Raw genomic sequence first — 25,343 nt, forward strand, 5'->3', positions numbered from 1 at the left:
CTCGACGCTACTCGCCCAGTCCAGGCCCTGCGGAGCCTTACCATCGCGGGGTGAAGGCCATCCGTCGTTTCCACGTGCGCACCGTCCTCCCCGAGCCGCTCGCACCCCTGGGTGAGCTGGCCACCAACCTGCGCTGGTCCTGGCACAGCCGGACCCGCGACCTGTTCCGTGACATCGACCCGCAGCGCTGGGACGAGGTCGGGCACGACCCGGTCGCGCTGCTCGCCTCGCTGTCCGGTGACGAGCTCGACCGGCTGAGCACCGATGAGGCGTTCGTCACACGCGTGCGTGAGGCGGCGGACGGACTGCGTCGCTACCTCGAGTCGCCGCAGTGGTTCCAGGAGTGGACCGCGAGCGAGCACGGCCCGGCCGCGATCGCGTACTTCAGCGCCGAGTTCGGCATCACCTCGGTGCTGCCGCAGTACTCCGGCGGCCTCGGCATCCTCGCCGGCGACCACCTGAAGTCCGCGTCCGACCTCGGCGTACCCATCGTCGGCATCGGACTGTTCTACAAGACCGGCTACTTCAGCCAGTCGCTGTCGCGCGACGGCTGGCAGCAGGAGACCTACCCGCTGCACGACCCGGACAACCTGCCCCTGTCGCTGGTGCGCGAGCACGACGGCTCACCGGCGCTGGTGAGCCTGCGGCTGCCCGAGGGACGGCTGCTGCGCGCACACATCTGGAAGGCGCAGGTCGGCCGGGTGCCCCTGCTGCTGCTCGACTCCGACGTCGACGGCAACGACGACGCGGCGCGCGAGCTCACCAGCCGGCTCTACGGCGGAGGCGGTGACCATCGCCTGCAGCAGGAGCTGCTCCTCGGCGTCGGCGGCGTACGGGCCCTGCGCATCTGGTCGCGCCTGACGGGTGCGCCCGAGCCCGAGGTCTACCACTGCAACGAGGGGCACGCCGGTTTCCTCGGGGTCGAGCGCATCAGCGAGCTCGTGTCGCAGCGCGGCCTCACGTTCGACGAGGCCCTGGAGGCCGTTCGGGCGGGCACGGTGTTCACGACGCACACGCCGGTGCCGGCCGGGATCGACCGGTTCGGGGTCGACCAGGTGCAGCGCTACCTCGGCGGTGACTGTGCGCTGCCGGGCGTGCCGGTCGAGCGCATCGTGCCGCTCGGGGCCGAGGACTACGACGGCGGGTCAGCCGGCATCTTCAACATGGCGGTCATGGGCCTGCGCCTCGCCCAGCGAGCCAACGGCGTCTCGCAGCTGCACGGCGAGGTCAGCCGCGGCATGTTCGACGGGCTGTGGCCGGGCTTCGACGACTCGGAGGTGCCGATCGCGAGCATCACCAACGGCGTCCACGCGCCCACCTGGATGGACCGCCGCGTCGTCGAGCTCGCGCAGCGCCACCTCGGCAGCGACCGGGTCCGCCACGAGGACGGCTGGAACGACATCAGCAACGTCCCGGCCGAGGACATGTGGCACGTCAAGCGTGAGATGCGTCAGCAGCTGGTCGACGACGTACGCCGGCGCGTGCGTGACTCGTGGGTGACCCGCGGAGCGTCCGCGGCAGAGCTCGGCTGGACCCAGGAGATCCTCGACCCCGACGTGCTGACGATCGGGTTCGCCCGGCGCGTGCCGACGTACAAGCGCCTGACGCTGATGCTGCGCGACCCCGCACGCCTGCGCCGGCTGCTGCTCGACCCCGACCGCCCGGTCCAGCTCGTCATCGCGGGCAAGGCCCACCCGGCCGACGACACCGGCAAGAAGCTGATCCAGCAGATGGTGCAGTTCGCCGACGACCCCAAGATCCGCCACCGCATCGTCTTCCTGCCCGACTACGACATCGCGATGGCGCGCCGGCTCTACCCGGGCTGCGACGTCTGGCTCAACAACCCGCTGCGCCCGTTCGAGGCGTGCGGCACCTCGGGCATGAAGGCCGCGCTCAACGGCGGCCTCAACCTGTCGATCCTCGACGGCTGGTGGGACGAGTGGTACGACGGCCACAACGGCTGGGCCATCCCCACCGCCGACCCTTCGACAGGCTCAGGACAAGCGGCGATGGACGCCGACCGCCGCGACGACCTCGAGGCCGCAGCGCTCTACGCCCTGATCGAGAACCACGTCGCCGCGCAGTTCTACGACCGCGACGAGCAAGACCTGCCGCAGCGCTGGATCGCGATGGTGGCCCACACCCTGCGCACGCTCGGGCCCAAGGTGCTCGCGACGCGCATGGTGCGCGACTACGTCACGCGTCTGTACGCCCCCGCCGCCCACGCGTCACGCGCCCGAGCGGCCGACGACTTCGCCCAGGCACGCGAGCTCGCGTCGTACAGGCGGGCTGCGCGCGGCGCGTTCGGTCAGGTGCACGTCGATCATGTCGACTCCGAGGGAGTCGGCGACGCGCCGCAGGTCGGCGACCGCATCCGTGTCAAGGCCGACGTCTCGCTCGGCACGCTCGCACCCGACGACGTCGACGTGCAGGTGGTCTTCGGCCGCGCGTCCGAGACCGACGAGCTGAGCGACGTCGAGGCGGTGAGCCTGACCCACGCCGAGGCGTACGACGGCTCGCGGCACCGGTTCGAGGGAGAGGTGACGCTGCCGCGTACGGGCGCGTTCGGCTACACCGTGCGCGTGCTGCCCCGGCACCCCGGCCTGGCCTCACCCGCCGAGCTCGGCCTCGTCGTCAACGCCTGAGTCTTGTTCGCTGGCAGGGGTGACGTCGGGTTCGTAGCGTGCGCGCCGTGACTTCTGCCTTCAGCATCCGACGAGCGAGCGCCCCTGACGCGCCGGCGATGGCGCGCGTGCACATCGAGTCCCGGACCGCGAGGATGCCCTACCTCCCGCCTCAGGTGCGGCCCTTCGAGCAGGTCGTCGCGTGGATGGAGCAGGTGGTCCTGCCCGCCGGGCCCGGGTGGGTCGCGGTGGTCGACGGGTCGGTGGTCGGCTACGCGGCCGTCGAGGCGGACGTGCTGGAGGCGTTGTACGTCGCGCCCGCGCACCTCGGGCACGGCGTCGGTGCTGCGTTGCTCGACGAGGTCGTACGGCACGTCCGCGGCCGGTTGAGGCTGTACGTCTTCGAGGCCAACGAGGGCGCGCGGCGGTTCTACGAGCGGCACGGCTTTGTCGTGGTCGAGCGCCGCGACGGGTCGGACAACATGGAACGGCTCCCGGACCTGGTGATGGCGCGCAGTGCACAGGGACCGGTGACGCCGCGCTCGTACGATGTGGCGGTGCTCGCGCCCCTGACGTACGCCCTGGTCGCCGTCCTCGTCGTCCTCGCCGCGATGACCGCGCTCGCGACCGTGCGCGGACGACCGATCGACAACCCCACGTTCTACGTCGGGTGCGTCGCCGAGGCGCTCATCGTGATTCAGCTCGTCGTCGGGATCGTCCGCAGCGGCGACGGCGACCCTGCGATGTCCGCCGCGCTGTTCATCGCCTATCTCGCGGGCCTGGTGGCGGTGCTGCCGATCGCCGGGTTCTGGGCGATCGCCGAGCGTGAGTCGCGGTGGGGGACCGGAGTGCTGCTCGTCGCCGCTCTCGGCCTGCTCGTGATGCTGGGGCGCCTGGTGCAGATCTGGAACGGCCAGGGCTGAACAGCCGATCCGTCCGCTGTCGGCCAGCCTGAACCGATCAGGTCACGATTGTGACTACACTTCATGGCGCTGCCTGGGCCGTCCCGCCCAGGCACTACGTCGCTGCGAGCTCTTCATGACCACACGGCGCCTGGCCCGCGGGGGCGACCAGGTGCCACCGGTGTCTCGCAGCACTGAGCCCACGAGGGGGACATGGCAGTGCGGCACGGTTCGACTCCAGCACGGCGAAGCAAGCGCGTGACTCGACGCGACGTGCTCGGCCTGGCGGGTGGCACGGCAGCCGCCGTGGCCTCGTTCGGGGCCCTGCGCAGCCTTGAGGCGTTGCCGGCGGCAGCGACCTCGGCCACACCCACCGCATCGCCGACGACGGCCCTGCCGGTGTCGCTCGACGTCGACAAGTTCACCTACACCCGGGCTGCCGGCCCCGCTCGTACGCTCGTCCACGACCCGCAGAAGCGGCTGGTCGCGACGTTCACCGACACCTGCCGCACGGTCACGGTCGCCGGCCCCCAGCGCGTGCTGGCCGAGCCGCAGGGCACCGGCGCCACCATCACCAGCACCACGCGCGTGCGCTTCGCGCCGCAGCCGTGGACCAACGGCGCTGAGAAGACCTGGGGCAAGCCGTGGCTGCTGTCCGCGCTGCAGGACAAGTCGCCCGACATGCTCGCGATCGCGATGCAGTACATCCAGGGTGCCCGGGACCTCTACGACACCCACGGTGTCCGTTATGCCGGCAACGCATCGTTCGGTCCGCAGCTCGCCCCCGGGCTGCCGCGTGACGAGGCCTCCGACTTCTACGACTTCATGGGCGTGCCGTGGACCTTCCCGGACGGTCGCATCAAGCAGCCCGAGCCGCACCGCAAGGGTTCGATGGACTGCTCCGGCTATCTGCGCATGGTGCTCGGCCACCGCATGGGCTTCCCGCTCATGAGCAAGAGCGAGCGCAAACCCGGGCCGATGCTGCCGCGGCGTGCCTACGCGATGGCCGCGTACTCCCCGGGCCTTGCGGTCATCCCCAACCGCAATATCCAGCCCAACCCCGCCGCACTCAAGGGGCTGCTGCCCGGCGACCTGGTCTTCTTCGAGACCGACGTGATCGTGGAGATCGATCACTCCGGCATCTATATGGGCATCGACAGCGATGGCAAGCACCGCTTCATCTCCAGCCGCGGTGAGCCGGACGGACCGACGATGGGAGACCTCGGCCGAGAGTCCACCCTCGACGGCGCCGGACCGTTCACCCGTGGATTCCGCACCGCACGACGGATCTGAAGGAGCGCGTATGAACGGCATGACCCGTGAGCACAGCGCGACGATTGGGAGCGCGCACGCGAGCGTCGTACGATGCACCGCCGACACGAGGGGCCCGTCCGGGGCCGCCTCCTCGATCCGGGAACTGACCTCATGACGACACCCCTTCCGTACGACGGTCCGGCGCGCCTGTCCGCCGCCGCCGGCGAGACGGTCGCCGGAGTGCCCAGGCAGGTCGCGGACGCGCTCGACGCTCCTGTGGTGGTCTTCGCGCCCGACACCACCGGCCCGGTCATGGTCGACCTGCACCAGCGGCGTTCGGTGTTCACCGCGCCCGACTCCCTGGCTCGCCCGCTGCTGTCGGGTGTCGTCACGGCCGGCGCCGGCACGGCTGAGGGCCTGGTCGCCCGCGCGGTGCAGGCGATCAACGACCCGGCGAGCGGTGCTCGTATCGGCGTGGTGGGCGTCTTCGACCGGGTTGCCCGCGAGGCGAGCTGGTCGGACACCGATGGCCTGCGCCGGATGGCGGCCGACTTCGGGGAGCGGCTCGAGCGTCACGTCGAGCGCAGTGAGTCCGGTGGTCGTCGCGGTGGCGCGACCCCGGCCGGCAGTGCGCCCGCCAACGGACCCGCCACCAACGGACACAGCACCAACGGAAACGGCGTCAACGGTCACGGCACCAACGGGCACGCGGGTGAGCCCGACTACCGGTGGCTCAACGCGACCCCGCGCGAGCCGGGCATCAAGGACCCGACGGTCCCGATCGCTCCGCTGCAGGCTGCGGCCGCTGCGCGTGCTGCAGGTCGCAACGGCGTCGAGCCGACACGCAACGGCCACCAGGTCAACGGTCATGTCTCCTCCCACGGCGCCGACCAGCAGACCCACGGCCACGCCTCGCCCCACGGGGTGACGGGTCCCCAGACCAACGGGCACACGGCCAACGGAGCTGCCTCGCGCCCGGCCGCCACCCCGAGCTTCGGCGCGATGTGGCAGCAGGAGGCCCAGTCCGCACCGCGGCAGGCCGAGCCGAGCGCGACGCCCGCGACGACGCCCGAGCCGGTGCGACCGGCCGGTGAGGTCACCGACGAGCAGCTCCGCGCGCACAGCCTGAGCCTGGCCGACGAGATCGGCGGCGCCGCCGACTCGCTCGCAGCCCTGCTCGACCAGGTCGACCTGCGCCACGACCAGGTCCTGCACCGGCACGCTGCTGCGGTGCAGGAGCGGTTCGCTGCGGTCGAGCGCACCCGGTCACGGCTGCGCGGTCACCTCGAAGGCACCGGAGAGCGTCCGCGCACCCGCGCGATGTTCGAGCTGCCGCGGGTGATCGACGCTTCGGTCACGTCCGTCTACCAGAGCCTGCCCGGCAGCCACGTCGACGTCGACCTCATCGACGACTCGCTGACCGTGTCGGCCGACGCCGGCATGGTGCAGCGCGCGCTGACCCTGCTGCTGTCGACGGCCGTCGAGGCGGCCACCGGCCGTACCGTCCGGCTGAGCGCCGGCGTACGGTCCGAGGACTCCACGCGTATCGAGGGCCGCCTCAGCGTGCAGGTCAACGTCTCCTTCTCCGGCGACACCCTCACGGCCGGTCAGCTGGCCCGTCTCGCGGGTCGGTTCGCCGACGCCGCACGCGCGACGTCGCGCCCGTCCGTCACCCCGCCCGCACAGCTGCGGACCACCGCACACGAGAACGCCGTCATCGGCGAGTCCTTCGAGGCTCGATCCGGTGGTGGGCACACCACGTTCCTCGCGCAGTGGCCGCTCGACCTGGGCTGACCCAGCATCAAGAGGCACACACCGACCCATGGACAAGACCACCTGGCTGATCGCGCTCACCCGCGCGACCCTGGCAGCCTCATTGTTCGTCGTCGTCTTCATCGCGGCACGGATCCGATTCGCGAAGGGAGCCGACGATGAGCGGTCGAGCGAGAACCGTCTGGACTGAGCAGCACTCCCTGGTCCTGTTCTGCGTCGGCGCAGCCGTCGCGGCGGCGTTCATCGGCGGCGGTCAGACCCCGGTGATCGGTGTCGGCATGATCGTCCTGATCGTCCTGACGGTCGGGATCTCGCTGTGCGTCGACGGGTTCGTGGCCCTGTGCGTCGGCCTGGTCGCCGCGGCCATCGCGGTGTTCCTCTTCAAGGTCGAGGACGTCTGGGGATCCGACCACTTCTGGACCGTGCTCGTGGCCGCTGTGACGATGCTCGTGCTGTGCTGGGTGGCCGGCCAGCTGGGCTCAGCCCTGCGCACCATCGCCCAGGGCAAGCCGCAGGCCGGTGTCGGCGACGCCGGCGTGGCGCCTGCCGTGGGCTCACTCGGCCTCCTGACCCGACCGTCGGCGACGGTGCGTCTGACCGAGGAGATCGAGCGCGCCGAGGCCTCGCACACCCCGCTGACCGTGTGGGCTGTGACCGTCCGACCCACCGACTCCCGGCTCGACGCGGGCGCCGTCACTCGGCTCAAGAGGGGCGTCGCGCGCCTGATCGAGAGCCAGGCACGCACCAGCGACGTGCCGTTCATGGTGTCCGACAGCACGGTCGGGGTGATCCTGCCTGCGACCGACAGCGCTGCGGCGTGGGACGTCATCGGCCCGATCGTCGACGCAGCGGCGCGGTCGACGTTCGCCGACCGCGCCACCGGCGACCGGCGGCAGCTGTCCGAGTGCGCCGAGCTGCACTCCGGTCTGGTCGCCCTCGACTCCGGCAGCACCACGGCCGAGGACCTCATCGACGCGGCCGTGCAGGCGGCCGGCCCCCCGGCGTACGACAGAGCCGGCGGTCGATAGGTGTACACCTCGTTCTACGGACTCTGCGTCGTCATCATCTTCAGCGGCGCACTGTTCTTGTACTGGCACCTGTCGGTGCGCGCCCACAACCGTCGTCTCGAGCAGCTCGATGTGCGGCTGCACGTCAACGGCATCCGCGGCAAGTCGACCGTGACGCGTCTGCTCGCAGGAGTGCTGCGCGAGGGCGGTTACGTCACGGTCGCCAAGACCACCGGCAGCGCGGCCCGCGTCATCGGCCCGACCGGCGCCGAGAGCCGCATCAAGCGACGGGGCGCCCCGACGATCAACGAGCAGATCGACATCGTCGCCGAGCACGTGACGCCCGAGGTCGAGGCGCTGGTGATCGAGTGCATGGCCGTGCGCCCGCTCTACCAGCAGTACTCCCAGGACTTCATGGTCCGGTCCCACATCACGGTGATCACCAACGTGCGTGAGGACCACCAGGAGGAGATGGGAGAGACGTTGGAGGAGATCGCCGACTCGTTGTCGATGACGATCCCCGAGAACGGCGTCCTGGTCACCGCCGAGGACCGCGAGCACCTGCGCGAGCGCCTGCGTACCAACGCCGAGGCCCGCGGCAGCCGCCTCGTCTACGCCGACCCGTCCGGCGTGTCCGACGCCGACATGAGCGGCTTCGACTACCTGCAGTTCAAGGAGAACGTCGCCATCGGCCTGACCGTCGCGCGGCTGCTCGGCATCAGCCGCGAGGTCGCGCTCGAGGGCATGTGGAAGTCCGTGCCCGACGTCGGTGTGGTGCGGCTGCGCACCTACGACATCCGCGGCAAGCGGGTGATGTGGGTGCCGATGTTCGCGGCCAACGACCGCGAGAGCGTGATCATGACGATGGACACGCTGCGGGCCAGCTTCCCGCCGGACGCCACGGTCATCGGCATCCTCAACAACCGCCGCGACCGCGGCCGCCGCGCAGAGCTGTTCGGCGAGATGGTGCCGCGCGACCTGTCCCACCACCTCGACCACGTCATCACCTTCGGTGCGTTCGAGGACCAGGTGACCTCGGCGATGACCGACGGCGGCTACGACCGCTCACGCATCCACAACCTCGGCGACACGGTGCAGCCGTCGCTGGAGCAGATCCTCGCGGTCGTCGAGCAGCTCATCCCGGGGCGCAACGGCGTCCTGGTCGGGATGGTCAACATCCACACCGACCAGGCCGAGATGCTCATCGAGCACTTCCACGAGCAGGCCGTGCTGAGCGGCCAGGACGCCCACGACGAGCTCGAGGAGTCACTCGACCCCGTCCGCGCGCCGCAGGGCACCCAGCGGATCCAGAACGCAGCCGCTCGCGAGCGGCAGGCGGTGAGCGATGCCTGAGTACGCCGTCAGCCCTGAGGTCGTCCGCATCACGATCGTCTTCGGGGTCATCCTCAGCATGCTGTTCTACGAGCGCGTGCAGCTGACCACCGGCGGCGCGATCGTCCCGGCGTACCTCTCTCTCGCGATCTTCCGGCCGCTGTCGATCCTGATCACGATCCTGATCGGCTACCTGACGTATCAGATCGTGACGGTGCTGGTCGCCAAGCGCACGATCCTCTACGGCAGGCGCAAGTTCGAGGCCGAGGTCCTGGTCGGGCTGTCGCTGATCATGATCGCGACCTATCTCGGGCACCTGCTGGACGTGCTCGACCCGGTGTTCATCGGTCTGACCGGTGTGGGCTTCCTCGTGCCCGGCATCATCGCCCACGACATGGCTCGCCAGAAGCCGGGCCGCACCTTCATGGCGATCGCCGCGTGCACGGCGGTGCTGGCGCTGTTCGTCCAGCTGGCGACTGCGTTGTTCGACATCTTTCCCGGCAAGACCACCGACCCGGTCCAGCTCGCATCCTTCCTCGGCTACCCGCGCGAGTTCCTCGTCGTCGCGGTGGCGCTGAGCGTGCTCGCCGGCATGTTCATCTTCGAGACCACCGGACTGCGCTCGGGCGGGTTCATCACCGGCGCGTACATCGCCCTGGTGAGCCCGCGGACGACCGACCTGATCTTCACGCTGGGTGTCGCGCTCGCGACCTGGTTCATCGTCAAGCGCCTGATGATGCCGCGGTTGCTGATCTTCGGACGACGCAAGGTGTCGGCCATGATCCTGGTCGGTGCCATCGTCGGCTGGACGGCCGAGCTGGCTCTCTACAAGCTGATGCACGGTGCCTACACGCCGTGGCGTGGCCTCACGGTCGCGACGCTGATGGTGCCCGCGCTGATCGCCAACGACGCCGAGCGGCAGGGCTGGGAGCGCACCTTGTGGGGTACGGCGCTGTCCGGGCTGGGCGTCTTCGCGGCCGTCAACATCATCGCCGCGGTCACCAACGTAGGAGCTCTGCTATGACCAAGCGTTCGTCCACCTCGCGGCTGACCAAGGTCGTCCTGCCGGGCTTCGCGGCGGCGATGGTGCTCGGCAGCGTCACAGCCCTGACGATGAAGGAGCCGTCGGTCACCGACGCCGAGCTCGCGAGCTCGTCGGTGACGGGCACGGTCGTCGACGAGACCGGCAAGCCCGTCAAGGGCGCGACGCTCAAGACGAGCATCGACACGGTCACCACCGACGAGAAGGGCGGCTTCGAGGCCGCCGTCCACGACGCCGAGCTGATCACCGCGTCGGCGCCCGGCCACAAGTCGCGGGTGCAGGCGGTCGCGCCGTCGCAGAACACCTCGATCGAGCTGACGTCGCAGGCGTCCAAGACCTTCACCATGCGTTTCGGCGGCGACGTGATGATGGGGCGTCGCTACTACGAGAAGTCCAAGGACGGCACCAAGCCGCCTCAGCTGACCAACCTCTCGACAGCCGCCGACCACGAGAAGATCCTCGACCAGGCGGCACCGCTGCTGTCCGACGCCGACCTGAGCGTGATCAACCTCGAGACGCCGCTCGTCGACAACCCCTACTACGACGCGACCAAGCCGCGGCCCAAGCGCTTCCACCAGGAGAAGGACCTCGCGTTCGCGAGTGCGCCCGAGACCGCTCAGGCGCTCAAGGCGGCCGGTGTCGATGCGGTCTCCCTCGGCAACAACCACCTGTACGACGCCCTCGACCCCGGCCTGAAGAGCACCATCAAGGCCCTCGACGCCGCGGGCATCGCCCACTTCGGTGCGGGGGAGAACCCCGCGGGCGCCTGGAAGCCGGCGGTCGTGACGGCCAACGGGCAGAAGGTCGCGATGGTCGGCTGCACGACGGTCGACGGGCACAACTGGCAGACCACCTACGTGGCACGCCCGACCCAGGGCGGCGCGGCGTACTGCACCGAGCCGGAGCTGAAGGCGGCGGTGGCCGCGGCGAAGAAGCTCGCGCCCAACGTGGTCGTCATGATCCACGGTGCGATCGAGTACCTCCGGCTGCAGACGCCTGAGGTGCGGGCGCTGTTCAAGGCGGCGAGCGACGCCGGCGCGCGCACGATCATCGGCAGCCACCCGCACGTGATCGGCGGCATCACCCAGACCGGTCGGTCCTTCGTGGCCGAGACCACCGGCAACCTGGCCTTCGACCAGCAGCTGTGGTCGACGTTCCCGTCGTACGTCACGCGGGTCGACGTGCGGGGCGGTGAGCCGGTGTACTCCTCGGTCGACCCGCTGTCGATCCAGGACTTCCGTCCGGTCCCGTCGGTCGGCGCACTGGCACAGGCCGCCTCCCGCATCGCCGCGGGCAGCGTCAACGGTCCGGCGCGGCTGGGCGGCAGCGGCGCGTACGTCCCGCAGAGCACGCGGCAGCCGAGCGCGACCGCCGAGGTCGAGCTGAAGCAGGGCGAGATCCAGACTCTGGTGCCCGGCTGGTGGTTCTCCGGGACGTCCACACCGATGGGCGGCGTGCGCGCCGGCACCGACCTGTTGTTCGGGACGGGCACGTTCGAGGACCAGGACATCGACCCTGCCACGGTCGGCGGTGACCTGTGGACCCTGGGCAAGTACGCCCGCATGTCCAGCCGTGCGCGCTGCCAGGCCGGCGACGGCGACAAGAGCGCCCAGGGCGTCGAGCTGCTGCGCAGCCCGGTGAGCACGAAGGACGTCTTCGCGACTCCCTCGCACCGGCAGATGGTCGAGCCGGGTCAGGAGCTCACGCTCACGGCCGACATCCGCGACGCCTCGCCGGGCTCGCAGATCGAGCTGCGCTGGTACTACCGCGCCGAGGGCAAGAGCTATCACGTCACCTCCGCCAAGGTGCCGCTCACCGACGGCTCGGCCGGCACCTGCCGTCGCGTCGTCATCAACGCCAAGGTCCCAGCCGAGGCTCACGCCGTCCAGCCGTTCGTCCGCCTGTCACCGCCCAACGACGAGGAGGACTCGCGTCGCTTCTCGGTCGACAACATGCGTCTCATCCAGTGGGCGCCCTCGGGGCAGGGCGGCCGACAGTACGACGTCGTGCGAGGAACGGTGCAGGCCAAGGGTCGGTTCGTGCTCGACACCCACGACGAGAAGGCCAAGGAGTCCGGCCCGCTCATCGACAACCCCGCGGCCGACTGACCGTGCCGACGCAGCCCGTTGACGACCCGACGCCTACGCTGACCGCGATGAACGACGACCGCGCGCAGACCCGACGCCCCTCGACCAGCTCGGGCTTCGGCCGCATGCTCGTCGCGGTCTACGCCCTGTTCGCGCTCGCCGCGACCGGACGGTCGGTGCTGCAGATCGGTGAGTACTTCGACCGCGCACCGCTGTCGTACATCCTCTCCGCGCTCGCGGCGGTGATCTACATCGTCGCCACCGTGGCGCTCGCACGCGGCGACCGTACGTCGGCGCGCGTCGCCCTGGTGACGATCTCGACCGAGCTGGTCGGCGTGCTCGCGGTCGGGGCCTGGTCGCTGCTGGACTCAGGCGCCTTCCCCGACAAGACGGTCTGGTCGCACTTCGGTCAGGGGTACGGCTTCGTGCCCCTGGTGCTGCCGGTCGTCGGGCTGTGGTGGCTGCGTCGTACGGGCGCCCTCAGCGACCACTGAGGCGCTGACGGGTCAGGGCCGGCCCTCGAAGATCGCGAACGACGCGGCGCGGGCGTCGTAACCCGCGCCGACCTCGACGACGACCTCCTGCACCTGGTCCGGTCGCTCAGCAGCGCTGTGCCACAACAGGTTCCAGCGTCCGACCCCGCGCTGCTGCGGGAGTGTGACGGTCTCGTTGTCGGCGCTGCCGTGGAGCACCATGAGCAGCCGCGAGTCGCCGACGTCGGCTCCGTCGAAGACCACGGACATCGTGCGCGTACGGCCGTTCTCCCACTGCTCGGCCGTGAGCACCGAGCCGTCGGTGCCGTGCCAGTGCACGGCGGCGAACTCGTCGCCGTCGACGGGGTCGCCGGGGAAGAACTGCCGCTGCCGCAGCACCGTGTGCTCGGCGCGCAGGCGCGTGAGGAAGGCGGTGGTCTCGAGCAGGTCCTGCTGCCAGTCGGCGAGATCCCAGTCGTACCAGGAGATCTCGTTGTCCTGGCAGTACGGGTTGTTGTTGCCGCCCTGGGTGAGGCCGAGTTCGTCGCCGCCGCTGATCATCGGCACGCCCGAGGACATCAGCAGGGTTGCGAGCAGGTTGCGCATCGACCGCCGGCGTACGGCGACGACCTCGGCCGACGCGTCGTCGTCGCCCTCGACGCCGTGGTTCCACGAGTGGTTGTTGTCGCTGCCGTCACGGTTGCCCTCGCCGTTGGCCTCGTTGCGCTTGTGGTCGTAGGCCGTGAGGTCAGCGAGGGTGAACCCGTCGTGGGCGCCGACGAAGTTGATCGAGGCGAGCGGGCTGCGGTGGCCGCTGCCGAACAGGTCGCCCGAGCCGGCCAGCCGGGTCGCGAGGTCGTGCACACCCTCGCCCGGCTCGCGGGCGAAGTCGCGCGCCAGGTCGGTGAGCCAGAACGTGCGCACGGTGTCGCGGAACTTGTCGTTCCACTCCGAGAACGGTGGTGGGAACTGGCCTGTACGCCAGCCGTCCGGGCCGACGTCCCACGGCTCGGCGATCAGCTTGGTGCCGGCCAGCACGGGGTCGGTGCGAAGCGCCATCAGGAACGGGTGGTCGGGGTGGAACTCGCCGCTGCGACCCCGCCCGAGCGTCACGGCCAGGTCGAACCTGAACCCGTCGACGTGCACCTCCTGCACCCAGTAGCGCAGCGAGTCCAGCACCAGGCGCATCGGCACCGGGTGGTTGAGGTCGACCGAGTTGCCGCAGCCGGTGACGTCGACGTCACGGCCCTGCTCGTCCAGGCGGTAGTAGACCCGGTTGTCAAGGCCGCGCAGTGAGACCGTCGGGCCGTCGTACGAGCCGTCCTCGCACGAGTGGTTGTAGACGACGTCGAGCAGCACCTCGATGCCCTCGGCGTGCAGTAGCTTGACCATGCCCTTGATCTCGTCGAGCACACCCTGCGGGTCGTCGGCCCTGGCGTAACGGGCCTGCGGTGCGAAGAAGCCCAGCGTGTTGTACCCCCAGTAGTTGGACAGCCCGGCGACGGCAACGTGCGGCTCGGAGATGAACGTGTGCACCGGCAGCAGCTCGACGGAGGTGACGCCGAGGCGCTTGAGGTGGGCGATCGTCGCGGGATGGGCCACGCCGGCGTACGTGCCGCGGAGGTGCTCGGGGACGTCGGGGAGGGTCTTGGTCAGGCTCACGACGTGGGTCTCGTAGATCACGGTGTCCTGCCACGCGACGTGCGGCGGGCGGTCCTCGCCCCAGTCGAACGCGTCACCGAGCACGACGCTGCGCGGGACGTACGGCGCGCTGTCCCGGTCGTCGCGGGTCTCGCCGTCACCCGCGAACGACTCGTCGACGACGTGGCCGAACACCTCGGGACACCAGGTGAGGCCGCCGTCGACGGCGCGCGCGTAGGGGTCGACGAGCAGCTTGGCGGGGTTGTGGCGCAGACCCTCACGTGGGGACCACTCACCACTCACGCGATAGCCGTAGCGCTGCCCCGAGCCGACACCCTCGACGTGCGCCGACCAGTGGCCGTCGGAGTGCTTGAGCAGGGGTTCGCGACGCTCGGCGCCCGACTCGGCGAACAGGCACAGCTCGACGGCGGAGGCGTGACCGGCGTACACGCAGAACTCCACGCCCGTGGGCGTGATGTGCGCGCCGGGCGGCGGTGCGATGTTGGGGGAGCGGACCGGGTCGATGACGGGCTGCACACCTGACATGGTCGCCAGCGTATTGACTCGGTACGTTGGGCCCTATGACTGATCCCACGTCCCTGCCGAACTTCCCGCCGCCGGCCGACGAGTCGCCGCTGCGCGGCCGCGTCCTCGACGTCCTGCAGGACGAGGGCTTCCGCCCCGACCTGGACGACGACGGCGACGTGAGCTTCAAGGTCCAGGGCCAGCAGCTGTTCGTGCGCTGCATGGAGGGCGAGGTCCCGATCATGCGCGTCTTCGGCCAGTGGCAGATCTCCGACGACCTGCCGCAGGACCTCAACAAGCAGCTGCTCGCCGCCAACGACGTCACCCTGAGCCTCAACATCATCAAGACCGGCATCGCCAACGGCACCCTGGTCTCCACCGGTGAGCACCTGGTCAACGACGGCTCCGACCTGAAGATGCTCGTCCAGACGACCATCCAGATGGTCCTGCAGTCGGTCCAGATGTGGCACCAGGCCGTCACCAGCGAGGGCCCGCACGCGGCCAACGGTGGCGTCCCGCAGGTCGAGATCCCCACGCCCGAGGAGGGCGACGGCGGCCAGGCGCCGCAGGCATGACCGCATTCGGTGACCACGTCTCGACCAGCGTCGAGGACGGCATCGGCACGATCCGCATCGACAAGCCGAAGATGAACCCGCTCGACTCGGGCATCCAGGACGGCCTCGGCGAGGCCGCCCGCGAGCTCGGTCGTGACGACTCCGTCGCCGCCGTTGTCGTCTGGGGCGGTGAGAAGGTCTTCGCCGCGGGCGCCGACATCAAGGAGATGCTCGACATGTCCTACACGGACATGGCCAAGCGCGGGCGCGTCCTGCAGGAGCAGTTCACCGAGGTGGCGCGCATCCCGAAGCCGACCGTGGCTGCGATCGAGGGCTACGCTCTGGGCGCGGGCTGCGAGCTGGCGATGGCGTGCGACTTCCGGGTGGCGGGCAGCAACGCGCGCCTCGGCCAGCCCGAGATCCTCCTCGGCCTGATCCCGGGCGCGGGCGGCACCCAGCGGCTCGCGCGGCTGGTCGGGCCGGCCAAGGCCAAGGACCTGGTGTTCTCCGGCCGGATGATCGAGGCCGCCGAGGCGCAGCAGATCGGTCTGGTCGACGAGGTGTGCGAGCTCGGTCAGGCGTACGCCGCTGCGTTGGCCCGGGTGAAGCCCTACGTCGGCGGTCCCGCCATCGCGCTGCGCGCGGCCAAGGAGGCCATCGACCGAGGTCTCGACGGCGACCTCGAGACCGGTCTGGCGACCGAGACCCACCTGTTCGCGGGTCTGTTCGCGACCGAGGACCGTACGAACGGGATGCGCTCGTTCGTCGAGAACGGCCCGGGCAAGGCGACCTTCCACGGACGCTGAGGAGCACCACCCCGCTGGTCCTGACACTGCCCTGGGTGAGATGACGAGTCATCTCACCCAGGGCAGTGCACGTCCAGGCTGGGAAGCCCGCGCGTGCGAGCCCGGGCGCGCGACGCACGGCTCGCCGTCCGCGCGGGCCCCTGCGACCGGCGTACGGGCGGTAAAGTCCGCTGCGAGTGCCGCGGGTCGCCGCCGATCCGCAGCAGACCCTGGTCGGCCCCGACCACTGCCCGGGAGGTAACCCCGTGACCATCAAGGCCTGGCGCATCGAGAAGGACTGGCAGGAGCCGTTCGTCGCGACCCTGAAGGACCGAGGCGCCTCCGCGCAGGTGGTGGGAGCTGCGCTCGGCAAGGTCGACGACGCGCTCACGGCGAGCGGCAAGTCGGCAGCCGAGCACTTCGGCGACCCGAGGTCCTACGCTGCGGGCGTGGACATCTCCGGAAGTGTTGACGGGCGCGTCTCGCGCATCCGAGCCATCCTGCTGGCGGTCGCCGGTCTGATCGGCCTGTTCCTGACCCTGTGGGGCTTCACCGGCATGGTGCGTGACGGTGTCGACAAGATCGCCGGCATGCCGCCGGTGCTGCCGTTCGTCGTGGGCCTCGTGCTCGTGGTCGGCTCGGCGATCGCCGACACCCTGCTCGGCCGTCATGCCGATGTCTTCCAGACCCCGGCCGGTGAGACCGAGGCGCCGGGTGCGCTCGCCCTCGTCCTCAACCGGCTGGCTCCGTGGATCATCGTCGCGCTGACCCTGATCGGCATGCTGCTGATCTGGATCAAGGAGTCCTGACCACGCGGTCCGTCTGACGGGCCACCTGAACGCCGCTGGGTTACCGGCGGGTAGCATCGTGCGCGGAAGCCATTCCACGTACCCAGAAGAAGAGGACGTACGACATGAACATCGTCGTCTGCGTGAAGTACGTGCCGGACGCTCAGAGCGACCGCACCTTCAACGAGGACAACACCACCGACCGCGACAACGTCGACGGTCTGCTGTCCGAGCTGGACGAGTACGCCGTCGAGGCTGCTCTGAAGATCGTCGAGGCCGGCGAGGGCGAGGTCACCGTCGTGACCGTCGGACCCGACCAGGCCGCGGACGCGGTCAAGAAGGCTCTGCAGATGGGTGCCGACAAGGCGGTGCACGTCAGCGACGACGCGATCCACGGCTCCGACGCGGTCGCCACCTCGCTGGTCCTGGCCGAGGCGATCAAGAAGATCGGCTCGCCCGACCTCGTGCTCACCGGTCTTGCCTCCACCGACGGCACCATGAGCGTCGTCCCGGCGATGCTCGCCGAGCGTCTCGGTCTGCCGCAGGTCACTCAGGTCTCGACCCTCGAGGTCGAGGGTGGCACCGTCAAGGGCCGCCGCGACGGCGACGTCGCGTCCGAGTCGCTCGAGGCGCAGCTGCCGGCCCTGGTCTCGGTCACCGACCAGATCAACGAGCCGCGCTACCCCTCGTTCAAGGGCATCATGGCCGCGAAGAAGAAGCCGGTCGAGACGTGGTCGCTCGCCGACCTGGGTGTCGACGCCGGCCAGGTCGGCCTCGACGCCGCGTGGACCAAGGTCGAGTCCTTCGCTGCGCGCCCGCCGCGCGAGCAGGGCGAGATCGTCACCGATGAGGGCGACGGCGGCACCAAGCTCGCCGAGTTCCTGGTCGCCCAGAAGTTTGTGTGAGGAGCAATCACCCATGGCTGAAGTACTCGTCCTGGTCGACCACACCGCTGGTCAGGTCAAGAAGACCACTGCTGAGCTGCTGACGATCGCCCGCACGCTCGGTACGCCGTCCGCGGTCTTCGTGGGTAGCGATGTCGAGGCGGCCCGTCCGCGTCTGGCGCAGTTCGGTGCCGAGAAGGTCTACGTCATCGACAACGCCGACGTCGACAACTACCTCGTCGCCCCGCTCGCCGAGGCGCTGCAGGCCGTTGTGCAGCAGGCCTCGCCGGCTGCCGTCCTGCTGCCGTCGACGCCGCACAACAAGGAGGCCGCTGCGCGCCTGGCGATCAAGACCGAGTCCGGTCTGATCACCGACGCCGTCGCGGTCGAGGCCGGCGACGCGGGCGCCACCGCGACGCAGTCGGTCTTCGCCGGCTCCTACACCGTGAAGTCGACCGTCACCAAGGGTGCGCCGATCATCACGGTCAAGCCCAACGTCGTGCCGCCGTCGGCCTCGCAGGCCGGCGCGACCGTCGTACCCGTCGACGTGCAGGTCTCCGACGCCGCCAAGGGCGCCAAGATCACCGCCCGCGAGGAGAAGCAGAAGTCGGGTCGCCCCGAGCTCACCGAGGCCGCCATCGTGGTCTCCGGTGGTCGTGGCACCGGTGGTGACTTCTCGCCGGTCGAGACGTTCGCCGACACGCTCGGTGCCGCTGTCGGTGCCTCGCGTGCCGCGGTCGATGCCGGCTGGTACCCGCACAGCAGCCAGGTCGGTCAGACCGGCAAGCAGGTCTCGCCGCAGCTGTACGTCGCGGCGGGCATCTCCGGTGCCATCCAGCACCGCGCCGGTATGCAGACGTCCAAGACGATCGTCGCGATCAACAAGGACGAGGAGGCGCCGATCTTCGAGCTCGTCGACTTCGGCGTCGTCGGTGACCTGTTCACCGTCCTCCCGCAGGCGACCGATGCTGTGAAGCAGGCGCGTTCCTGACGCATCACCCGCACGTCCACGACGCCCGTCCCGGTCACCGGGGCGGGCGTCGTACGTTGTCCGGCATGGCTGTGACGGCGAACGACCTCTCCGACGACGACTTCCACCGTGCGCCGTCCAGCGCGCAGCTCGCGGTGGGTCACACCGAGGTGCGCCTGCCGCCGTGCGTCACACCGTGATCGCGGGCAACGGAGAGCGGCCCGGGCCCGGCCTGCGGGCGTGCCGAGCCGGCCGAAGCGGCCGAAGCGGCCGAAGCGGCCGAACCTCTGCGCCTCAGCCCTTCTTGGGCATGCCCCAGACGGAGTCGGCCGTCGTGCTGCCGGTGTCGTGGCGGTAGAACAGGCGCCAGTCCTTGAGCTTGGCGCCCTTGGGCACCCAGAAGATGATGCTGAAGCTGCGGGCCGTTCCCGGCTGGACGAGCGAGCTGCTGAGCGTCTCGCCCTCGGTGCCGATCTGGCTGTAGCGGCACAGCGAGCCCTTGCCCTCGACCAGCTGGAACATGTTGCGGTCGACGAACGCGACCGAGCCGTAGGCCTGCACCTGGATCGGGACGACCACGCCGACGACGTCGTTGGGGTGCCGGTCGCTCGGCTTGAGGGTGCGGGTGGTGGGCATGCCGACCCAGACGCGGCTGCCGACCGTGCTCGGGTCGCCGAACGTCGTCCACTCGCCGAACGAGCCCCAGCGGCCGCCCTCGGCCAGCCGGAACGGGCTGCGATCGGTGCTGCACGTCGTCGCTGCCGGTGTCGCGATCCGCTTGCCCGTGGCCGACCAGGCGGCGTCGGCCTTGGTCTGGTCGGGTCCGTGGTGGATGACCTTGTACTTCGAGAGCACCGCGCCGTCGGGCACGAGGAAGGCGATCGAGCCGCGGCTGCCGCGCTTCTCGTCGATCTCGGTGGCGGTGAGCGCGCCCGGCAGCGGGTTGGTGCGCGGCCGGGCGCACTGCTTGCCGGACGGGTCGACCAGGGCGAACGAGTCGGGGCCGACCGCGAAGATGCCGTTGGTGACGACCTCGGCCCGGACCGGGACCTGCACGAGCGACCAGCCCTTGACGCCGGACGGCTTGGACGACAGGACCGGCGCGCCGACCTCGGCGCCGACGGCCTGGCCCTCCTCGACGCGGGCCTGCGACTCGTACGCGGCCGGGGCACCGCCGTACGCCGGCGCCTGCGGTCCGTCGCACGTCGTGGGCGTGGCGGACGTGAGCGAGGACGGAGCCTCCGCTGCGGACGAGCTGTCCTCCGGTGAGCAGGCGGTCAGGGCGACCAACCCAGTGAGGGCGGCAACGACGGCAGTCGTATGAGCAGGGCGGAGGAGCATCCAGAAACCTCGGGTGGGGACGAACAGTGCAGCGGACAGTGTCGCAAATGAGCGGCCGCTCAGTGGCCGAGACCGCCCAATGGCCGTCGTCGGGAGCACGCGTCGTACGCGCGTAGCATCGATGGGTGCCTGCCTACCTCGACCACGCAGCAACCACGGACGTCCTCCCCGCCGTGGTCGAACGCGTCGCCGATCAGATGCGGGTGCTCGGCAACGCCTCGTCGCTGCACACGACCGGCCGGGCCGCCCGGCGGGTGGTCGAGGAGAGCCGCGAGCAGGTCGCGGCAGCTCTGGGCGCCCGTCCGTCCGAGGTGGTGTTCACCTCCGGTGGCACCGAGGCCGACAACCTGGCTGTCGCCGGCACGTTCCGTCAGCGCAGGTCCGACGACCCGGCCCGCACCCGGCTGCTCGTGAGCACCGTCGAGCACCACGCGGTGCTCGACTGCGTGGAGCACCTGGTCGCCCGCGAGGGCGCGAGCGTGACCTGGCTGGAGGTCGACCGGGACGGTCGCCTCGACCCGCAGACCGTGCGCGCCGCGATCGAGCAGCGCCCGGACGACGTCGCGCTCGTCAGCGCGATGTGGGCCAACAACGAGGTCGGCACGGTGCAGCCGGTCGAGCAGATCGCGGCCGTCGCACGGGAGTACGACGTGCCGTTCCACACCGACGCGGTGCAGGCCATCGGGCAGGTGCCCGTCGACTTCGCTGCGAGCGGCGCCGACCTCCTCGCGCTGACCGGCCACAAGCTCGGCGGTCCGCTCGGCGTCGGCGTCCTGCTGGCCCGCCGCGACGTGCGCGTCGAGCCGTTGACGTTCGGCGGCGGCCAGGAGCGGCAGATGCGCAGCGGCACGCTCGACACCCCGGCCATCGCGGGTCTGGCGGTCGCCGTCGACCATGCCGTGACACACCTGGACGAGCACAGCGCTCACCTCGCCAGCCTGCGCGACAAGCTCATCCACGGGGCGGTCGGCGCAGGCTTCGGCATCACGGTGAGCGGGCCGCACGAGGTGGGCGACGTGCGCCACCGCCTGCCGGGCAACGCCCACCTGCGGGTGCCCGACTGCGAGGGCGACTCGCTGCTCTACCTGCTCGACGCGGCCGGCGTCGAGTGCTCCACGGGCTCGGCCTGCCAGGCCGGCGTTCCGCAGCCGAGCCACGTCCTGCTCGCGATGGGAGTCTCCGAGGACGACGCCCGGGGCGCCCTGCGACTCAGCCTCGGGCGTACATCGACCGACGCCGACGTCGAGGCCTTCCTGCAGGCGCTCCCGGCAGCCGTCGAACGCGCTCAGCGCGCTCACCGCGCAGGTCGAGGTGCCGACCGATGAGAGTGGTCGCCGCGATGAGCGGTGGCGTCGACTCCGCCGTCGCCGCCGCCCGGATGCTCGACGCCGGCCACGAGGTGGTCGGCGTCCACCTCGCGCTGAGTCAGTCCGCGGCCACGCTGCGTGAGTCGGCCCGTGGCTGCTGCACGATCGAGGACGCCGGTGACGCGCGCCGGGTCGCCGACCGCCTCGGCATCCCGTTCTACGTGTGGGACATGGCTCAGCGCTTCCGCGAGGACGTCGTCGAGGACTTCGTCGCCGAGTACGAAGCGGGCCGCACGCCGAACCCCTGCCTGCGGTGCAACGAGCGCATCAAGTTCGCGGCGCTCCTCGACAAGGCCTTGGCGCTCGGCTTCGACGCGGTCGCGACCGGTCACTACGCGCAGATCGTCGACGGACCGGCGGGGCGCGAGCTGCACCGTGCGGTCGACCCGGCCAAGGACCAGTCCTACGTCCTGGGCGTCCTGACCGCCGACCAGCTGGCGCGATCGTTCTTCCCGCTGGGTGACACCACCAAGCCGCAGATCCGTGAGGAGGCGGCCGAGCGCGGCTTCGCCGTCGCCAAGAAGCCCGACAGCCACGACATCTGCTTCATCGCCGACGGTGACACCAAGGGCTGGCTGACACGGCGGCTGGGCGCGCAACCGGGGCCGATCGTGGACACCGACGGTGAGCAGGTCGGCGAGCACGACGGCGCCTACGCCTACACCGTGGGTCAGCGGCGCGGCCTCGGTCTGAAGGTCCCGCGAGACGACCACGCCAAGCGCTACGTCGTCGACGTGCAGCCGCGCACCAACACCGTCGTCGTCGGCACCCAGGAGCTGCTCGGCGTCGACCTGATCAGCGGTGACCACGCGCGCTGGTGCGGCACCCCGCCTGCGGGCGAGGCGGCGTACGGTGCGCAGCTGCGGGCGCACGGCGAGGAGATCCCGTGCCGCGCCAGCAGCGACGGCGAGTCGGTGACCGTCCGTCTGGACCGCCGGGTGCGCGGCGTCGCGCCCGGCCAGTCCGTGGTGCTGTACGACGGCACCCGGGTCGTCGGCTCGGCCACCATCACGGCGACCGACCGGGTCACGGCCTCCTGAGCGGATCACGGATCCGCAGGCGGGCTCGACGCGTCCGAGCCGGGGCCGCCTGTGGCCGCGCCGCATCGCTAGGGTTTGCGGCGGACATTTCCGTGACGAAGGGGAGCACCATGGTGCGACGGACAGCAGGGCTCGGAGCACTCGCGGCAGCGGTGATCGCTCTCACCACAGCATGCGGAGGCGGCGACGACGTGTCGGTCCAGCCCGCGTCGACGCCGGCGGCCAGTACGACGAGCAGCGCCGCCTCCAGCACGAGCGCGGGTCCGGCGACGTCGAGTGCCACGACAGCAGCACCCTCGTCCGCGAGCACCTCGTCGACGCCGGCTCTCGGCCCCAAGCAGGACTACGCGGTCGGCACCTGCGTGAAAGACATGGACAAGTACGCCATGGTCCCGTGCACGATGCCGCACCAGCTCGAGGTGTCGGCGGTCGTCCCGAGCACGATGCACGCCGACGACGTCAAGAAGCGCGGCCCCTACGCCACGGCCGTCTGCAACCAGCACGCCTCGACCTATCTCGGCTCGCAGGCCTGGCCGGTGACCCGACTGCAGGCCGGGCGCCTCCCCGAGGGATCGGACACCAAGGACCGCGGCACCCGGTTCGTGTGCCTCGTGCAGGAGTTCCAGCAAGACCTCAAGGCGCCGCGCACCGACCGCACCGGCTCCCTCAAGGGCACCCTCGGCGGCGACGGGTTCTTCGCCTACCGCGTGTGCGGCAAGGGCCGGGTCAGCACCAGCAATGACGTCGAGCTCGTCTCCTGTGCGACGCCGCACGCCTCGGAGGCCGTCGGTGGTCGTCTCAACGGCAAGCCCGGCCAGACGTTCCCCGGCGAGAACGCCATTCAGCCGGCCGCACTGAAGTTCTGTACGCCGGTCGGCCAGAAGTTCCTCGGCACCAAGACCCGCAAGGACGTCGTCGTCGCGCAGAACTCCGGCGGCTCGGCCCCGTGGTCCCGCGGCCAGATGGTGACCGGTTGCTTCGTCGAGGTCACCCAGGGCACGGTCACCAAGACGATGAGGGGCCTCGGCACGAAGCCGTTGTCGACGGTCCGATGAGCGCGCGGGGTACAAGCGCTGCGGGTCTCGCGCTCGCGCTGATGGTCCTCGCCACGGGCTGCGACAAGGGCGGTTCGGTCGAGGGGGTGACCGCATCGTCCACCCCGGCCGGGTCGGCGAGTGCAGCGGCGACGACCGGTGCGGCTCCGACCTCGGCCGCGCCTTCGCCGTCCACCCGCGTGATCCCCGATCCCGGCCTGACGGTCGGGCAGTGCACGCTCAAGGAGACCGACTGGACCAGGCTCGCCTGCAGTGCGCCGCACGAGTACGAGGTCACGGCCGTGGTCGCGGACAGCTCGCACCCGACCGACATGCTCAAGCGCCACGAGATGCGTGAGGCGACCTGTGAGCGCCGGACGGCCGCATACCTCGGCTCCGACGCGATGCAGACGACGCACTACCGGTCGATCACCTACCCGATCTCGAAGGATCCGCAGGAGAAGTCGCGGTTCATCTGCATGGTCGGGGCGTTCGACCCCACGTTCTCCAAGGTCGGGCAGGTCACCGGTTCGGTCAAGGGTCGGCTCGCCGGTCCAGGTGCGGTCTACAACGACCGGGCCTGCGCGGCGCAGCCGATCAGTCCGACGGCCACGACGCAGCCGGCGCCCTGCTCGGGCAAGCACGTCGCCGAGGCGGTGGGCGGTGGCTTCATCGGTCAGCCGACCGAGGTGTTCCCCGGCACCAACGCGATCAACCAGCGCACCAGCGCGCTGTGCACGCCGGCGTACAACGCGTTCCTCGGCAAGACCACCAAGCCGCGCACCGACATCTCGATGGTCACGATCCCGCCGTCGCCGACCTCGTGGTCGAAGGGCTCTCGGCGGTCGACGTGCTGGGTCCAGGTCAAGAGCGGTCAGGTCACCAAGTCCCTCAAGGGCATCGGCGACAAGCCGCTCGCGAGCTACCAGTGACACGCGCCTCGGGCGTCGGCTCGTGGCCCGACCAGCCCGTCCGTGACGTCGTACGCCGCGTGCGCGACACCCTCGCCGACGGCGGCATCCCGTACGTCCCCGAGCTGCCGGGCCGTGGCCCGGGCGCGGACATGGTCGGCCGCACCGCGGGCCTGCTGGTCGAGATGCCGGTCGACCTGCAGCCCTCGGGCTGGCGACTGACCGATGCCCCCGGGAGGGACGTCGGCCGGGCCGCCTCCTACCTGCGTGAGGACCTCGACGAGGTCGCCGAGGCGTACGACGGCTACTCCGGTCCGCTGAAGCTCCAGGTCTGCGGGCCGTGGACCCTCGCGGCGTCCCTGTGGTTGCCGCGCGGCGACCGTGCCGTCGTCGACGCAGGCGCCGCGCGTGATCTCGCGGACTCGCTCGCCGAGGGCGTCCGTGAGCTGGTGGGTCGCGTACATCGACTGGTGCCCGGCGCAGCGCTCGTCGTGCAGCTCGACGAGCCGTCGCTGCCGACGGTGCTCACCGGTCGACTGCGATCGGCGTCCGGGTTCGGTCGGCTGCGTGCGGTCGACCCGGGCGTGGTCGAGGCCGGCCTGCGGACCGTGGTCGAGGCGGTGGGCGAGGACGCCGACGTCGTCGTCCACTGCTGCGCACCGGACGTGCCGTTCGCCTTGTTGCGCCGGCTCGGCTCCGTGGGTATCGCGATCGACACGACGCTGCTGACACCGCGGACCTGGGAGTCGGTGGCCGCGTCGGTCGAGTCCGGTACGCCCCTGTGGGCGGGTCTCGTGCCCACCGGCACGACCGCGAGTCACCCGCGTGAGGTCGTCGACCCGTTCGTGCGGGGCTGGCACGAGGTCGGCCTCGAGGACCGCTTGCTCGCGGATGTCGTCGTGACCCCGGCCTGCGGGCTCGGGACCCGGACGCCGCAGCACGCGGCCGCGGTGCAGCGGCTGGCGGTCGAGGCCGCAGCCGCGGTCTCCGAGCTGCTCTGACCGACGCG

The 25,343-nt window shown here is 70.7% G+C and carries 22 protein-coding genes; 20 read left to right on the forward strand and 2 right to left on the reverse strand.

Features of this window, described 5'->3' with window-relative positions:
• Nucleotides 1-50 precede the first annotated feature (50 nt).
• From glgP to VV01_RS04990, 10 genes are all read left to right on the forward strand, one after another.
• The gene (gene glgP, locus VV01_RS04950) at nt 51-2,645 is read left to right on the forward strand and encodes an alpha-glucan family phosphorylase (RefSeq protein WP_050668920.1); all 2,595 of its coding nucleotides are present in this window, start codon (nt 51-53) and stop codon (nt 2,643-2,645) included.
• Between the two features lie 47 nt (nt 2,646-2,692).
• Nucleotides 2,693-3,547 (forward strand): GNAT family N-acetyltransferase, encoded by an 855-nt coding sequence (locus VV01_RS22215; protein ID WP_197274992.1) that lies wholly within the window; start codon nt 2,693-2,695, stop codon nt 3,545-3,547.
• A 237-nt stretch (nt 3,548-3,784) separates the two neighbouring features.
• Nucleotides 3,785-4,819: an NlpC/P60 family protein gene (locus VV01_RS04960; RefSeq protein ID WP_197274993.1), complete on the forward strand. Its 1,035-nt coding sequence runs from the start codon at nt 3,785-3,787 to the stop codon at nt 4,817-4,819.
• A gap of 132 nt (nt 4,820-4,951) precedes the next feature.
• Nucleotides 4,952-6,574: a histidine kinase gene (locus VV01_RS04965; RefSeq protein WP_050668922.1), complete on the forward strand. Its 1,623-nt coding sequence runs from the start codon at nt 4,952-4,954 to the stop codon at nt 6,572-6,574.
• Between the two features lie 28 nt (nt 6,575-6,602).
• On the forward strand, nt 6,603-6,743 hold the full coding sequence (locus tag VV01_RS23210) for a hypothetical protein (protein ID WP_157508740.1): 141 nt from the start codon (nt 6,603-6,605) through the stop codon (nt 6,741-6,743).
• Nucleotides 6,712-7,581 (forward strand): hypothetical protein, encoded by an 870-nt coding sequence (locus VV01_RS04970; protein ID WP_050668923.1) that lies wholly within the window; start codon nt 6,712-6,714, stop codon nt 7,579-7,581. Before VV01_RS23210 ends, VV01_RS04970 begins: the two co-directional genes overlap by 32 nt.
• Complete coding sequence (pgsB, locus tag VV01_RS04975) at nt 7,582-8,913, forward strand: poly-gamma-glutamate synthase PgsB (protein ID WP_050668924.1); 1,332 nt, start codon at nt 7,582-7,584, stop codon at nt 8,911-8,913.
• The gene (locus VV01_RS04980; RefSeq protein ID WP_050668925.1) at nt 8,906-9,916 is read left to right on the forward strand and encodes a poly-gamma-glutamate biosynthesis protein PgsC/CapC; all 1,011 of its coding nucleotides are present in this window, start codon (nt 8,906-8,908) and stop codon (nt 9,914-9,916) included. Before pgsB ends, VV01_RS04980 begins: the two co-directional genes overlap by 8 nt.
• A complete protein-coding gene (locus VV01_RS04985) occupies nt 9,913-12,042 on the forward strand; it encodes a CapA family protein (protein ID WP_050668926.1) in 2,130 nt (709 codons plus the stop codon). The genes VV01_RS04980 and VV01_RS04985 overlap by 4 nt, the downstream gene beginning before the upstream one ends.
• A 47-nt stretch (nt 12,043-12,089) precedes the next feature.
• Nucleotides 12,090-12,515, forward strand: a complete 426-nt coding sequence (locus VV01_RS04990) for a hypothetical protein (RefSeq protein ID WP_050671732.1) — start codon at nt 12,090-12,092, stop codon at nt 12,513-12,515.
• Between the two features lie 12 nt (nt 12,516-12,527).
• On the opposite strand, the gene glgX is transcribed toward VV01_RS04990, so the two are convergent.
• On the reverse strand, nt 12,528-14,681 hold the full coding sequence (gene glgX, locus VV01_RS04995) for a glycogen debranching protein GlgX (RefSeq protein WP_082220830.1): 2,154 nt from the start codon (nt 14,679-14,681) through the stop codon (nt 12,528-12,530).
• A 35-nt stretch (nt 14,682-14,716) separates the two neighbouring features.
• Here glgX and VV01_RS05000 point away from each other — a divergent pair, with 35 nt between their 5' ends.
• From VV01_RS05000 to VV01_RS05020, 5 genes are all read left to right on the forward strand, one after another.
• On the forward strand, nt 14,717-15,235 hold the full coding sequence (locus VV01_RS05000; RefSeq protein ID WP_050668927.1) for a hypothetical protein: 519 nt from the start codon (nt 14,717-14,719) through the stop codon (nt 15,233-15,235).
• On the forward strand, nt 15,232-16,020 hold the full coding sequence (locus VV01_RS05005) for an enoyl-CoA hydratase/isomerase family protein (RefSeq protein WP_050668928.1): 789 nt from the start codon (nt 15,232-15,234) through the stop codon (nt 16,018-16,020). Before VV01_RS05000 ends, VV01_RS05005 begins: the two co-directional genes overlap by 4 nt.
• Before the next feature lie 176 nt (nt 16,021-16,196).
• The gene (locus VV01_RS05010) at nt 16,197-16,808 is read left to right on the forward strand and encodes a hypothetical protein (RefSeq protein WP_157508741.1); all 612 of its coding nucleotides are present in this window, start codon (nt 16,197-16,199) and stop codon (nt 16,806-16,808) included.
• 104 nt (nt 16,809-16,912) lie between these two features.
• Nucleotides 16,913-17,692: an electron transfer flavoprotein subunit beta/FixA family protein gene (locus VV01_RS05015; RefSeq protein WP_050668930.1), complete on the forward strand. Its 780-nt coding sequence runs from the start codon at nt 16,913-16,915 to the stop codon at nt 17,690-17,692.
• Between the two features lie 13 nt (nt 17,693-17,705).
• Complete coding sequence (locus VV01_RS05020) at nt 17,706-18,662, forward strand: electron transfer flavoprotein subunit alpha/FixB family protein (protein WP_050668931.1); 957 nt, start codon at nt 17,706-17,708, stop codon at nt 18,660-18,662.
• Between the two features lie 273 nt (nt 18,663-18,935).
• On the opposite strand, the gene VV01_RS05025 is transcribed toward VV01_RS05020, so the two are convergent.
• A complete protein-coding gene (locus VV01_RS05025) occupies nt 18,936-19,982 on the reverse strand; it encodes a hypothetical protein (protein ID WP_157508742.1) in 1,047 nt (348 codons plus the stop codon).
• Between the two features lie 125 nt (nt 19,983-20,107).
• On the opposite strand from VV01_RS05025, the gene VV01_RS05030 reads away from it, so the two are divergent.
• The 5 genes from VV01_RS05030 to VV01_RS05050 all read left to right on the forward strand — a co-directional run bounded on the left by VV01_RS05030 (nt 20,108) and on the right by VV01_RS05050 (nt 25,335).
• Nucleotides 20,108-21,307: a cysteine desulfurase family protein gene (locus VV01_RS05030; protein ID WP_050668933.1), complete on the forward strand. Its 1,200-nt coding sequence runs from the start codon at nt 20,108-20,110 to the stop codon at nt 21,305-21,307.
• On the forward strand, nt 21,304-22,389 hold the full coding sequence (gene mnmA / locus VV01_RS05035) for a tRNA 2-thiouridine(34) synthase MnmA (RefSeq protein WP_050668934.1): 1,086 nt from the start codon (nt 21,304-21,306) through the stop codon (nt 22,387-22,389). The genes VV01_RS05030 and mnmA overlap by 4 nt, the downstream gene beginning before the upstream one ends.
• Before the next feature lie 110 nt (nt 22,390-22,499).
• Nucleotides 22,500-23,444, forward strand: coding sequence for a septum formation family protein (locus VV01_RS05040; protein ID WP_082220831.1), 945 nt, complete (start codon nt 22,500-22,502; stop codon nt 23,442-23,444).
• Nucleotides 23,441-24,355, forward strand: a complete 915-nt coding sequence (locus VV01_RS05045; protein ID WP_050668936.1) for a septum formation family protein — start codon at nt 23,441-23,443, stop codon at nt 24,353-24,355. Before VV01_RS05040 ends, VV01_RS05045 begins: the two co-directional genes overlap by 4 nt.
• Entirely contained in the window at nt 24,352-25,335 is a 984-nt protein-coding gene (locus VV01_RS05050; protein ID WP_050668937.1) for a uroporphyrinogen decarboxylase/cobalamine-independent methonine synthase family protein, read from the forward strand. The genes VV01_RS05045 and VV01_RS05050 overlap by 4 nt, the downstream gene beginning before the upstream one ends.
• The last annotated feature ends 8 nt before the right edge of the window (nt 25,336-25,343 follow it).

The organism is Luteipulveratus halotolerans (assembly GCF_001247745.1).
Lineage (GTDB): Bacteria > Actinomycetota > Actinomycetes > Actinomycetales > Dermatophilaceae > Luteipulveratus > Luteipulveratus halotolerans.